The following is a 14,012-nucleotide window of genomic DNA, read 5'->3' on the forward strand; positions in this document are numbered from 1 at the left end:
CTATTCTCTCAATTCCACCCGCGCCAATTGGGACAGAACAACCAACTTATCGTAATGATCCGGATCATTCTTCTTGGTTAGTAAGGTCCCCAGAATCCCTCCAAGGAATCCAAGCGGAATAGAAACAATCCCTGGATTATTCAATGGGAACAGCGCTTCACGACGAATCCAGCCAGACAAAGGATCCATCACATTGGGGCTTAGAATCACGAACAAGATCGAAGTGATAAGTCCCGTTAACAACCCGATTATCGCACCATTTGAATTGAATCGCCGCCAGTACAGCGTAAGCACAAGTAAAGGCAAGTTCGCAGAAGCCGCTACCGCAAAAGCCAACGAGACAAGGAATGCCACGTTTAACCGCTGGGCACCTAAAGCAAGTACGATAGACAATACACCAACCACTACCGCTGAACATTTGGCAACCAGCATTTGCTGTGCCTCTGTTGCTTTTCCCTTTTTCAATATACTACTGTAAATATCATGCGAAAAAGCGGACGTTGCCGCCAATACCAACCCTGAGACTACAGCCAGAATGGTGGCAAAAGCAACTGCTGAAATGAACGCCATCCAAAACTCGCCGCCAAGCGCCTTGGCAAGTAAGGGTGCCGCCATATTGTCCTCACCCAATAATAATGTTCGGTCAACGAAGGCTGCTGCACCAAAACCAAGAAAGATTGTCATCACATAAAAAGCGCCGATCAACCAAGTGGCATGAATGACGGAAGACCTGACCGTCTGCGCCTCTTTGACCGTATAAAATCTAGAGATGATGTGCGGCAGCCCTGCCGTCCCCAATACCAAAGCCAGATTAAAGGAAAGCGTATCCAAGGGTCCCGAAAATAAATTCCCAGGCTGCACAAACTTCTCCTTTAACGGAGTTGCTTGCGAAACATACACATATAGATCAAAAATATTCCAATGAAATCTGGCAAGTACTATCAGGCTGATCATAAAAGTACTGCACACGAGTAAAATAGCCTTGATGATTTGCACCCAAGATGTAGCAAGCATACCGCCGAAAGCCACATAAATGGTCATCAAGCTGCCCACTACAAGGATGGCAGAGGAATATTGCACCCCAAGCAGTAAATGAATGATCCCCCCTGCGCCAACCAACTGAGCAATCATATAGAAAATTGTGATCAAAATATTGTTAATCGCCATCCAACCTCTAAGATTCTTCTCTTGAAACCGTACTGCAATTGCATCTGCCATCGTAAAACGTCCTAGATTATGCAGCGGTTCTGCGATGATATAGAGCACAATTACATAGGATGCTAGAAAGCCTATTGAATAGAAAAAACCATCAAAGCCATATATGGCAATAGTCCCCGTGATACCAAGAAAAGAAGCGGCACTCATATAATCACCAGAAATGGCCAGCCCGTTTTGTAAGCCAGTGAGTCGATTTCCAGCCACGTAAAAGTCATTCGTGTTCGTTGTACGTTTAGCCGAATGGTACGTAATAACCAGCGTTCCAATCACTACGGCCACGAAAAAGACAAACGCGAAAAAATTCATAGTGATCCGATTCCTTTCTTGGCTGCTCTTTATTTACTACTAAAAGAATAGCATATTTAGGCCCACAAAAAAGCAATAACATGCAGCAAGCCTAATGAAAGGCTGACTGCATGTTTTTTGGGTTCAATAGGATGGGCTGCTTACATGCCCGTATTAGCTTTTACATTAATTTCAGTATATTTTACATCGTCTCTTTGTGTAGAAAGCATCGTTCCAATATAGGCTCCAAGGAATCCAAGTGGAATGGAGATAATGCCGGGATTGGCCAAATTAATAAGCGGATTGCCCACCAGAATCGCCTTCCCTGCCTCTCCCCAAATATTCGGACCCACGGCAACAAGCAGGATACAGCTTACTAGTCCACTTAACATACCGACAATCGCGCCTGTCGTATTAAATCTTTTCCAATATACGGTGAAGAGAATGACTGGCAAATTGGCACTCGCCGCAACAGCGAAGGCAATGGATACCAAGAAAGCTACATTGAGCTTTTGAGCGAACAGTGCAAAGATAATTGAGAGTACAGCTACACCAATCGAAGCGAAACGGGCTATTTTCAATTCTTCCTTATCCGTCGCTTTGCCTTTACGAACGATTTGTCCGTAAAAATCATGGGAGAAGGCCGATGCAGCAGAAAGCACCAATCCGGTAACTACCGCTAATATCGTAGCAAAAGCTACTGCGGAAATAAAGGCAAACAAGAAATCTCCGCCTAGTGCTTTGGCCAATAGCGGCGCAGCCATGTTTCCACCTTTATCTATCGCTGTAATATCTTTTGCACCAACAAATGCCGCAGCTCCAAAGCCAAGGAATAAGGTCATGACATAGAAAATACCGATAACCCATGTTGCCGAGACGACAGAACTTCTTGCCGTAGCCGCATTTTTCACTGTATAGAAACGTGTGAGAATATGCGGCAATCCAGCAGTTCCAAGCACCAAAGCAAGGTTAAGCGAAAGCGTTTCAACCGGAATCTTATATTTGTTACCCGGGTTTAAAAACGCCTCTTTCAAAGGTGTCGCTGTTTTCAATTGGGTAAACATTTCGGAAATACTAAAATTAAACTTAGCTAGAACGATAAGTGACAGGATCAGCGTCCCACCCATCAGAAGAACAGCTTTCGTAATTTGCACCCAACTCGTGGCTCGCATTCCGCCAAATACCACATAGATGGTCATCAGGATACCCACAATTAATACAGAGGTATAGTAATTAAAGCCGAATAATAGTTTGATCAAAGCACCCGCACCAACAAGCTGCGCGATCATGTAGAAAATGGAAATGGTGATCGTGTTTAATGCGGCAACCCCACGAACATTCTGATTAGCAAATCGCGCCGCGATCATATCCGCCATCGTATATTTCCCTAAATTCCGAAGCGGTTCCGCCACTAAATAGAGGACGACAAGATAAGCAACTAGAAAACCTAGACTGTAGAAGAATCCATCAAATCCAGTCAAGGCGATCGTCCCTGCGATTCCCAAGAACGATGCTGCCGACATATAATCTCCGGCAATAGCTAGCCCGTTCTGCCACCCCGTTAATCCTCCACCGCCTGTATAGAACTCACTCGAGCTATCCGTTTTCTTAGCTGCATAATACGTAATAATCATCGTTAATAAAATAATGCAAAGAAATAGAATGACGGCTGTTGGACTCATAACGAATTACCCCCAGTTTCCGATTTTATTTCTTCAATTTGTCGGTCGAATTCCTTGGATTTCCTGGAGTAAATGATACAGAGAGCCCAAGTCATCAGAAACTGGGCAAATGCGTACACCCACGCCCACGAAATAGGGCCGATTGCCGGATTATTCAATACTTTCGTGTAAGAGGTTAAGATGGGTAGAGTAAAGTAAAAAAGGAGGAAAAAGACTGTCATCGGAATGATGAATCTTTTCTTGCTGCCGATTAATTTCTTGAATTTTTCAGATTGTGCCACTTCCCCATACTGTATTGGCTTGTTGTTAGACATTCGCACGTCCCCCCTTAAATGTAAGCGCCTTCAGTTTGATTATATGCGAATTTTTGCCCCTTGTAATAAGACTGTCGCGAATCGTCATATTCCCCGCCTGAATTGCCAAATAAGGAGCTTTAATCGGTTTCATTTTTATTTGAGCAGCCTAAACAGCTCTTTGGCCATCTCCCGTGAAACGGGTATTTGCGTTCTTTTTTCATTTTTCAAAATCAAATTAAAAGCGCCATTGAACCATGGAACTAATTCATCGATACCATTTAAATTAACTAAATAACTGCGATGAGGACGAAAAAAAGGGAGTTCCCCGAGCTTGTTTTCCAATTCCTGCAGGCTCATTTTGGACATATAAATCTGGTTGGAAAACGTATAGATATGGATGCTTTTTTCTTCCCTTTCAGCATAAAGGATAGTTTCAGGATCAAGCAGGACATGCTTCTCCCCGTCTATGATTAATAGCTTATTCCAGTTCCTTGCTTTGGAGGAAAATTGCATTTTGCTAGGCAGTGATGTCGTTAATGGACTATTGGAAAGCTTGCTGCGAATCCTGGCCAGTGATTCCTTTAGACGCTCATGACTATAAGGTTTAAGTAAATAATCAACAGCATTCAACCCGAACGCCTCTACCGCATGATCATCGTGGGCCGTTGTGAATACAATTAAGGGCGCTTGTGCGGCAGTTTTCAGCATACGGGCTGCTTGTACGCCGTCTAATTCCGGCATTTGAATGTCCAAAAAAATAGCATCTGGCTCCCATTCATTTACAAGCTCCAATAACTCCTTACCGTTGGAGGCATGCGGCATCAGCTCTATATCTTCTTCCATCCCCAACAGGTAGATCAGCTCTTTACGGGCCAGCCACTCATCTTCAGCAATCATGACCTTAATGGGTCTCATCAGCGTATCCCCTCCTCTCGGAACTTGTCCCAGGAATGTTAAATGAAAATCTACATCCGCCATTTACATTATTTTCGATAAAAAGTCGAGATTCCTCGCCAAACAAGCCGATCAGCCGTTGATTGACATTGTAAACACCAATCCCGTTCCCATTCCCCTCGCTGCTATTTACTGGTCCTTTACCTAGTTGCTCTATCAATTCAGGAGGTATACCGCTTCCGTTATCTTCGATTGATATTTGTAAAGTATCCTCATGGTTCAATACCTCTATTCGGATTCGCCCTCCATGATTCCTATCTTTCAATCCATGTTTGATACAGTTCTCAACCAAGGGCTGCAGCGTAACGGGAGGAATCATAGCTATCAGCAAATCAGGTTCCATCTGAACTTCCATGGTTATTTGGTCCTTGAATCGAATCTGGATAATTTCTAAATACGAGCTAAGGTGCATCATTTCCTGTTGGATTGAAATTCGTTGAGACGCCATTAACTTGATATTAAGCCTCATGAAGGTACTTAGCTGCATGGTGATATGCCTTGCCATATCTGGCTCAATTCGAATCAGCGAGATGATTGAGTTCAATGTATTGAATAAAAAATGAGGATTGATTTGCGACTGCAGGATCCTTAGTTCGGATTCCTTCATTAATGCCTCCATACTCTCATGCATGGCCACACTAAGCTGATAGGACAACAGTTTGCCTAATCCTTCTGCAAGTACGATCTCAACCGAACGAATTTCCTGGGTTTTTTTAAAATAAAGCTTGATCAAACCTGCAACATGTCCAGCCTGCTTGATCGGAACGATGATCGCAGCTCTAAGCAATCTATGATTCGGTTGGATATCCTCATGGTTAATTGCGATTTGCAGCTTACCTGTGCCAATGGCTTGCCTCGAAAGCTCAGAGCGAATCGGCTCACCGGGTATGAGAATCCTATCACCGAGTCCAGCGTGAGCAAGAATATTCTCCGAATCGGTAACAGCAACCGCAGCCGTCTTAAGCTCCCTTAGCAGTAACCGAGCAATCGCATCAGCCGATTGATAAGTTAGTCCCTGCTTCAGATGAGGCAGTGCAGCTTCTGCTATGTGCAGGGCTCGCTGTGTTTCATAAGCAACGGCGCGTTCCTCTTCCCGAAAAACAACACGCAGCATGGTTGTGAATATCGCGATGGAGATGCTGTTCGTGAGCACCATCGGAATGCCGATCAAGTCCACAAGTTCAATAGCCTTCTCGGGTGGCGTTGATACAATAAGGATGATTCCCATCTGCACGATGGGTGCGAACATGCCGATAAAAATCGCTTTGGCCGGAGAAATCACCCGTTCCTGCAAGAAGAATCTCGCCACTCCGCCCGCTAACAATCCGGTCAGCGGAGCGGCGATTCCGCCCGCCAAACCTGTAAATCCACTCATCATATATAAGTGGCTTCCAGTAATTAAACCTGCACCGATCCCCACAAGAGGACCTCCCATTAAACCTCCGATGACAACGCCAACCAGAGCGGAATGGGCTAATGCTTGATCGGCTTGCAGTGGAAAGATCCAAAAGGAAGACGAGATGACTCCCTCTTCGATCACCACACCTGCATAGGTGCCAAGAATGCCGAACAAGCCAAATAAACAGATGAAATAAATCGTATTCATAACGGACATTTTTCTATCCAGAAGCTGACGAACGATAGGAATTCGCGTGAGGATAAATGTTACGATCAACAGAATACCCATACGCTCAAAAAGCAAAAGAGCAAGCGCTTCCATATTATCCCTCCTGCTATATAACTCGATAACACGATGGGTCTAATCAAAATCATTCCAAGTGAATCCTTCTATTTGCCTTCGGCGCTCCTCTCGGCAAGAAGAACAACGTTTTGGCGGATCCCAGCCACGCATGCGGAATACATCCTGTTCCTCTATCTTCCATTCAAAACGTTTTCCGCATTCCCAGCATTTAAGCCGTTCCGCTTCGCGCGGTTGATGAAACAGGTCGGAAGTAATTCCCACTTGAGGAGCTGCACCTTCTAAAGCTAAACGACTTTCCCCCTTATTCTGAAGATGAGCAATAACCTCCCTTATCGCTTTCTTCACCTTTTGATAATCGACAAGCTGCCACTGCTTGAGCAGAGGAATGAAGCGTTCATCCGAAGTGTCCGCAACTTTCTGTAAAAAAAGTAAAATCATGCCTCGGTTGCGATCTTTCAGATAAGTCATATCCATGTCACTAATTCCGGCTTCAATCCACTGCCTCCACTGATGCAGCAGCAGGTCAGTCAACTGATCACACTGGATCAGCCATCCTTTTTCTGTGAAAATAAGCACGGGCATATCGCGGTTGTACTCCAATTCAAGAAAATCATTCTTGATCATCCAATCGACTCGTTCTGTAATTTGCACTAGAGTCAAGTAACTATAGTAGCCATAAGCCACGTTCGTGTTCAATTCCAGCTCCAACAGCTTTTTATCACGTGAGCCCTTTAAAATTTTGGCTAACATGCTCCTTCCTCCTCTACCGATCAAACTATCTGCCGCGTGAAGGATATAACGAATTTCCTCTTCTCTTAAACTAGCTGCCAGCTCCGGTTTCGACTGCTTATTCTTATGATTCAATGTGGCCATAAACAACCGTTCCTCCTCGCCATACTTTTTCGGATTATCCAGCTTCAATCAACAGTTTCTTTTTCAGACTCATTCTAGTATTGTATTATTAATTATAGACAATATTTTAATATAGCAAAACTAGAATAGAAAGGTTGTTCTCCGTGCTCACACCTAATCAGATTAAACCGTTTATTTTACACCCAGAGCTAGTCGTTAGCCACGCAGCGATCAATTATTTTTACAACAGCAATTTATATTTGAATGATGATACACTTATGCCGCTCGTTCTTCAAAGGCTGAAGCAAATTCATAAAGGTGAGACCTTCTACCTGTACAAAGCCCGTTTATTCACTCAATCCAAGGAAACGATATCCGAAATCATGGAGCTTCTTCAAGCAGCGGATATGGATGTCAACATCAAATATCATTTAGCTAATATTCTCATTCATAGCAATCTGTCTCTCCTTGAACCTTATCTGGATGTTCTCGCTCAGTCTGAGGACTTGAATAAACGGATACAAACCAGAATGAACATTGCTAATTTGGAAAATGATGTTCTCTTCGATGCATTCGAACATTTCATTAAAGAAGCTTATGGCAAATACTTTAACGACATTGATACATTTTATGGAGACCAACTGATACATGAACTCGCACAGCGCAAAAGTGTATCGCCTGACCACATTTTGCATGTACTCGATTCCTACGACCCGGACGATTATAGTTACGAAATAATCTTTTACGCCCAATTGGCAGGTGAAATGCAGTTGGAATCGGCAATTCCGCTGTTATGCAGCTTTCTGGGAGATGAAAGTGATGTTCTGCCAGAAACTACTGTGAGAGCCCTTGTTCGGATTGGCACCGAATCTGTCATTACGACATTAGCTGAAAAATACGCTGCAGCATCCGAGAAATACTATCGCCTGTTTGCATCGGAAGTGTTCGGAAGAATTAAGCTGCCCGCTTCTGAGAAAGCACTGCTTGCGCTGCTGCCCAACGAAGATGATATCACTAATGCCACTAGACTGGCCGACGGACTGTGTGAGTTAGGCTCCACTATAGGTATTCCCTTGGTGCACGAACTCTTGGAGAATGGCTATGACAGCGGACTCCTGAATCTCAAGGAAACGCTTTATGCCCATTGTATAATGTCTGACGCTCTGCTGCCTCAGAGGAATATCTGGAAGCTAGAGCTAGAAGAAGCGGAGAAACGACGCGCCAAACGAACAAATGAGATAGATCGGCTCTTTAAGGGTAAAAGTTCAGTACCTATGTTGGCCCCTTCCAAGAAGATGGATAAAATAGGACGTAACGACCCTTGTCCTTGCGGCAGCAGTAAGAAATACAAGAAGTGCTGCAGCAATGCTTAGATAAATTTGGCTCTCATAAACAAAATCCCAACTACTGACATTTGGTTTGGGATTTTGTTTGGTTCATCAAGGAACAGGAACGCCCGGAAAAATAATTGCGGAAGACTCGCTTACAGCGGGAGCGCACGAACAAATAAGCGCGAAAAACGCGCTTTCAGCGAGAGCTCTGTGAGCCGAAGCTCGCTGACAGAGTCCGAGAAGTCGAAAATCGACTTCTCAGCAGACTGTCTCGCGCGTTCGTTCAGAATAAGCGCGGAAAACGCGCTTATTCTGGAGCGCACAAACAAATAAGCGCGAAAAACGAGCTTTCAGCGGGAGCTCTGCGAGCCGAAGCTCGCTGACAGAGTCCGAGAAGTCGAAATTCGACTTCTCAGCAGACTGTCTCGCACGTTCGTTCAGAATAAGCGCGGAAAACGCGCTTATTCTGGAGCGCACAAACAAATAAGCGCGAAAAACGCGCTTTCAGCGGGAGCTCTGGGAGCCGAAGCTCGCTGACAGAGTCCGAGAAGTCGAAAATCGACTTCTCGGCAGACTGTCTCGCGCGACCATGCAGATTAAGCTCGGAAAACGAGCTTAGTCTGCAGCGTAAGAAGTAAGCGTTTCTTACCCCAAACCCAAAACATATAAATTCTGGCGTCAAAAAAAGTCTGCCTGATCTCCTATGCATAATCAAGGGAGATAGGGCAGACTTTCTTAAACAGCACCAGTGAAGATGATCAATCGAGTGGTAAATTTCCTATATGAATAACTCCATCTGCTTAACATCCCCTAATCGCTCTAACGAAATCGGTGCGTAATCACGGAAATAAGCCTGATTAATTTCCTTCTCTTTCGTCATCACTAGTTTGCTCCCATTCGCCGCTTGTCTGAGCCTGCAGCTAAAGACGACAGGGAAATAGTCTTTGAGAAATTTCCCTTCCGCATGCGCGGTGAGCGCTATAATTTGGAAACCGAGCTGTTCGGCAATAAAAAAGACAGGACTCAAGACATGATCGCTCGACGCTTTCCCGAAAGGATTATCCAGGATTACGGTACGATGTCTTTTCATATTTGCTTGAATATGCTGACGTTTTTCAGCGACGTAGTTGAGTAATCCCAAGAATAGCGTCATATTCTTGCTCCATTTTTCCCCGCCGGACCAATTATTAGACTGCTCCCAGGAGAAGGAAGCCTTCGTTACGTTATTTTCATTGGTTACTTTGCGGCAGGAGACTTTCATCGGTCTTTCTTGCAAAACAATGTGCAGAAGCTGCTTGGTATCCAACCATTTTTCGATCTCCTTACGAACGGTGGATTTCACTTCCTGCCCGTTGTCATCCCGATAGTGACCTTTTTCCAGTTCGGCTAAAATCCATTCCAGATGCTTGCGCAGATGGTCCTTGGCCTCCAGCTCATCCCATTCAGGAATTTGGAACGAGTAAATGTGCTTCCACTGGTCCTCAACCTTTACTCTGGTTTTGTTAGGGATATCTCGAAGTTCAGAAGCAATCAGCTTTATATGGCTGTGCACATGAATAATATACTGCTCTAGCTGCTGATTATGGGTGCGCATCGTTTCTTCTGCGACATGGTTGACACGTTCAATCCGGCTGTGCATTTTCTGTTGAAATTGCGTTAGCTCCTGATAGTTGTCTTTTTTCTCGACACCTTGCTCGGCCATATCTCTCATTTTGACATCTTTGATTTGTTTCCGGCAAAAATCAATAAAATGAAGTCTGGCCTTTTTCACCAATGACTCTTCGACTTCCAGTTCTTTCATAACAGCAGATAACGAAGCCACAGATGTCCTGACCATTTTCATTCTGTCAAACGGAAACTCCGCTTTCTGCTCCTGAGCGATGAAGGCTGCCTGAATGAGCGGATTTTCAAAACCATGCATGATTTTGTACTGATTTAAATATTGGATAACCTCTTCCATTTTGCTTAATTGGGCTTGGATTTGCGCATGCTGCTGCAGTAAGCCCGTTTTCTGCTGTTGCAGACGTGTTTCCTCACTGTGGACTTGCTCATCCACCACGCTCAGTGACTCCGTAAAGGTTAGCGGCAGCCCACCCAAATGTGCAGCGCTAAACTGCTCAATCAGAAGTTTAATCCTCGTCGCCAGCGCATCAAATTGCTTCTCGACTCGCACGAAATCTTCTTTGTCACGAGACAATCGTGATTCATATTCCTTCAGCTCCGTTAACAGCTGCGACATCTGTTCTTCGCCGGTCACCGTGAAGGCAAGATCTTCATTCAATTCCAAGTCTGCTTGTTCCAGCCGGAGCTTGCTCATCTCTTTCTCCAGCGTTGTTCTGCTGGACTTGGCATGGCTCCATTCAGCTTCAAGCTGCTGTCGTCCTTGGGATATGTGATTTATCTTAAGATGCAAATCTTTTCTTTCTGTTTTCAACCAATCTAAGCTATGATTCGCTTCAATCGGCTGCATATCCAGCAATTCGATATACAAATCTTGACTTTGAAGACTCGCTTTCTCCGTTCTCAAATAGTTCATTCTGCTTTTCACGTCTTCAATCTGCAGCTTCACTTGCTCCATGGAGCGCTGTCTGCTCTCCCACTTGCTTTGCCGATCTTCTGACTGCTCAGCAAGCTGGTCGATGCCCCCATTCAAAATGTCGATTTCTTTGCCCAACTCGACATATTTTCGCCCTTTTTCAATCCACTGCTGGAGCTGAACTATCTCACCTTTTTGCTCGTCCATGACGGAATTGTGCTGCCCAATCGTCTGCTCAACCTGGCGAATGGATTTCCGAATGGCATCCACCTGGCTCTCTAACTCACGCACTCGTTCGCGATGAAGTCCAACTTGTCTTTCCATTTCTTGCACGACCTCAAGCGGATAAGAAGCAATGAATCGACTGAAAGAAGCTTGTAGATCAGAAGTGCGCTGCAAATTGTGTTCCTTTGCTTTTCGTGTCGTCCGAACTTCTTCCCCTTTTTGCGATATCGTTTGTTTCCAGCTCACGAATTCCGCTTCATCCGCATTATCACGCCAATGCTGCGGTTCAACCCAAGCGTTATCATCGACAGCTGCCGGTGTATCACTATTGGCAAGACGCGCTGCTTCCTGTGACGAGATCACTTGAATCGGGAACTGCATGTCCTCCGCATACTGCCGCAGCTTGCTCGCTACTACCCCAACCTCACCCTCGGTCGTAATTAACGTCACAGACCAAAGAGGATGAGTCATCGCCCGTTCGGTTAGCTCCAAGCCTTGCAAATATTGAATGCCTGTCTCCAATAAGACGAACTGATTTCTCCACTTGTCCACTAAGCCTGCCACATAGACATCAGCAAAAAATGTATCCTGGTAGCTGTAATCATCGATGTAACGGAAAGCAAGACGCTCCTTCAATAAGTAAGCTTCCTTCTCCAGCTGCTGCTTTTCCGTATCTTCTCTAAGCCGCTCTTCAATTGAACTCTGCTTCTCATAAACGGTGGAGAGTCTCCCCCATGAAGACTTGTACGCAGCAATTTCGGCAAGCATGGATTGATGCTCTTTTTTAAACACTTCGAGATTTTGCTCTGAACTTGCACGTTCCACGTAGGCGATCTTGAGGCTTTCACTCACACCTTCCAGCTCTCGCTCGCTTTCTTCTTTACCGAATGCCAAATCCTTGTTCTTCTGCACAAGCAGCACATTGCTGTCATCCAACTTCTGATAACGCTGAATCCAGTCCGCCATGCTGCCTTCCATGCTTTCGACGGCCGGGTTGGCCAAAACATTGGCTCTCAGCGCCTCTTTATCTTTCTCGCGGGCCTGCACGATAGATCTATGTTCAATGAGCTGCTTATTTAATTCTTCTAGTTCGCTTGACAGCTCTCTAAGCATCGTTTCCTCTAAGTCGGTCCGATTCAGATAAGCAGCTAATTCCTGACTCAGTTTCTCTTCTTCAACCTGCCACTCTTGCTCCATCTGGCTGTAAATACTGCGAATTTGCCCGCCATTATTGAGCCATGCTTCCCTGAGATCAGCTTCTTCCTCGGTATTGCCGAATCGATCCAGTTCGCGCTGCAAATAGTTCATGCGCTCCTCGGCTGAGGTTAACTGCTGCCTGTATTCGGCCAAACGCAAAGAGTAGTAGTGCTGCTTAGCACTTCGTACCAGCGTTTCTTTGAGCTCAACGTCTTCCTCAACCAATCTGAGCTTTGTTTCCAAAGCGGATTGCTCCTGCTTTTGCTTGGCAATATGAAGCGACTCCTTCTTCCGAGCCAATACCTGCGATTGCTGGTCGCATTCTGACATCTGATGATGCCATTGCGAGAGCTTGGCACTTTCCTCATTCTTCTGCTCATTCACGAGCAGCCAATAGGCCTTCGTTTCAGCTTGAGTGGCTGCATAAGCCATCTGTTTGTTATCCATTTTTGCAAAATGACCCACATAGCCATCCAGTTCCACGAGGATTTTTTTATTTTCTTCGATTTTTTCTTTTAATTCTTTATATTTTTTGAAGCTGTCCCTGTGCATTTCAAAATTATTCGCGAACTCGCCTTGTTCGTATCCGGCCATCGCATCTTCGACCGTTGGGATCAGCAGCCGATCAAACAATTGGCTTGTCGTTTTACATTCATCAAAAAAGCTCTCTACACCGCCCTCTGAGCTGTTGATCTTCGCAATACGATCCCACTCCGACGCGATAATGTGGTAATCGTTCTCCAATATTTTCTTGTATTCTTTTATCGAGGGAGGCAGCTTAGCGTTCATTTTTTTCGACGTCATTTGGTGGTAATAATCATTAATTTCGCTTTTATCCGCTGCTCTAAGATTGCCTGCACTTTCCTTGACAAAAGGTATCCGATCAATAGCATCTGCATCAAGCTCCTGATAATCATAGACATACCGGTAAGAGTCTATCCCTGTTGCTGTCAGAAACAAGCTGACGCAAGTCACCACATATCTCCGTGGCCTTTCACTCAGAATCCACTCGATCGCGATATGCGCAGGACCGTTTTCGAGACTTAACGTATCCTTCATTTTACGTCCGGCAAGCTCCGCGTGCGGAAGGATAGCTTGAATGGCAGACTGGATGAAAACCGTCTTGCCCCCTCCATTTTCGAGCAGGATTGCGCCATTATGCCCATCGAAATGAAATAATTCATCGTTATAGCGCTTATTTCCATCCTCATAGACCACATTCGTAAATCGTATTTTAGAGATCGCTGGCATGTTCGCTTCCCTCCCCCTCAATCGAATCGCTTTGATATAAAAACTCCAAAATGCCGCGGTTGTATTCCAGTTCCATGAAATAACGCTGTACAACCACTTTCGCCTTTTCGGTTAACGTAATTTCCTGATTGCCAATATCGATTACTATATAAGTTGAACTAAAATTGTTCAGGGAAATGATCGCTTTCCAAGCGAAGACAGAGACGATCAATGACCGTTTGAGCATTGAGAGCTATGTTTTCCATAAATCCAGCAACTTTCTTGCGGATCTCGGTGACGGAATGAAAAAACACGTTATTAATGACATCAGACTTCAACCATTTCCAAAGTCCTTCGACCAAGTTCAACTCTGGACTATAAGGAGGTAAGAATACGAGTTCAAGACGCTCGCTATGGTCCTCCAAAAAAGGTTGGAGCAACTTGGCATGATGAATACGGGCATTATCAAGCACAATCACAATCTTTCCTTGAGGGTAGACTTCA

At 44.9% G+C, this 14,012-nt stretch carries 10 protein-coding genes; 1 reads left to right on the forward strand and 9 read right to left on the reverse strand.

All coding sequences use genetic code 11. The features are described from left to right. The 6 genes from G519_RS0109295 to G519_RS42385 form a co-directional block, all read right to left on the reverse strand. Positions 1 to 1,524, reverse strand: a complete 1,524-nt coding sequence (locus tag G519_RS0109295) for a solute symporter family protein (protein ID WP_029194446.1) — start codon at positions 1,522 to 1,524, stop codon at positions 1 to 3. 140 nt (positions 1,525 to 1,664) lie between these two features. Further along, complete coding sequence (locus tag G519_RS0109300; RefSeq protein WP_029194447.1) at positions 1,665 to 3,185, reverse strand: solute symporter family protein; 1,521 nt, start codon at positions 3,183 to 3,185, stop codon at positions 1,665 to 1,667. Next, entirely contained in the window at positions 3,182 to 3,499 is a 318-nt protein-coding gene (locus tag G519_RS0109305; RefSeq protein ID WP_036632469.1) for a DUF485 domain-containing protein, read from the reverse strand. The genes G519_RS0109300 and G519_RS0109305 overlap by 4 nt, the downstream gene beginning before the upstream one ends. Positions 3,500 to 3,634: 135 nt before the next feature. Next, the gene (locus G519_RS0109315) at positions 3,635 to 4,396 is read right to left on the reverse strand and encodes a LytR/AlgR family response regulator transcription factor (RefSeq protein WP_029194449.1); all 762 of its coding nucleotides are present in this window, start codon (positions 4,394 to 4,396) and stop codon (positions 3,635 to 3,637) included. Beyond that, complete coding sequence (locus G519_RS0109320; protein WP_029194450.1) at positions 4,383 to 6,155, reverse strand: LytS/YhcK type 5TM receptor domain-containing protein; 1,773 nt, start codon at positions 6,153 to 6,155, stop codon at positions 4,383 to 4,385. The genes G519_RS0109315 and G519_RS0109320 overlap by 14 nt, the downstream gene beginning before the upstream one ends. 39 nt (positions 6,156 to 6,194) lie before the next feature. Further along, the gene (locus G519_RS42385) at positions 6,195 to 7,010 is read right to left on the reverse strand and encodes an RQC-minor-1 family DNA-binding protein (protein WP_064743411.1); all 816 of its coding nucleotides are present in this window, start codon (positions 7,008 to 7,010) and stop codon (positions 6,195 to 6,197) included. Between the two features lie 143 nt (positions 7,011 to 7,153). Between G519_RS42385 and G519_RS0109330 the strand changes: the two genes are divergently transcribed. Further along, positions 7,154 to 8,362, forward strand: a complete 1,209-nt coding sequence (locus G519_RS0109330; protein ID WP_029194451.1) for an SEC-C metal-binding domain-containing protein — start codon at positions 7,154 to 7,156, stop codon at positions 8,360 to 8,362. Positions 8,363 to 9,098: 736 nt separating this feature from the next. Here G519_RS0109330 and G519_RS0109335 read toward each other — a convergent pair. From G519_RS0109335 to G519_RS51590, 3 genes are all read right to left on the reverse strand, one after another. Further along, positions 9,099 to 13,529 carry a coiled-coil domain-containing protein gene (locus G519_RS0109335; protein WP_029194452.1) on the reverse strand — a complete coding sequence of 1,477 codons (4,431 nt, stop codon included), beginning with the start codon at positions 13,527 to 13,529 and terminating at the stop codon, positions 9,099 to 9,101. Then, positions 13,513 to 13,755, reverse strand: a complete 243-nt coding sequence (locus tag G519_RS52085) for a DUF6063 family protein (RefSeq protein WP_322786722.1) — start codon at positions 13,753 to 13,755, stop codon at positions 13,513 to 13,515. Before G519_RS52085 ends, G519_RS0109335 begins: the two co-directional genes overlap by 17 nt. Then, a partial coding sequence (locus G519_RS51590) for an IS630 family transposase (protein WP_029194453.1) occupies positions 13,688 to 14,012 on the reverse strand: 325 nt, incomplete at its 5' end. The genes G519_RS51590 and G519_RS52085, both read right to left, overlap by 68 nt.

Origin of the sequence: Paenibacillus alginolyticus DSM 5050 = NBRC 15375, assembly GCF_000422905.1 — a bacterium.
In the GTDB taxonomy this organism is placed as follows: Bacteria; Bacillota; Bacilli; order Paenibacillales; family NBRC-103111; genus Paenibacillus_E; species Paenibacillus_E alginolyticus.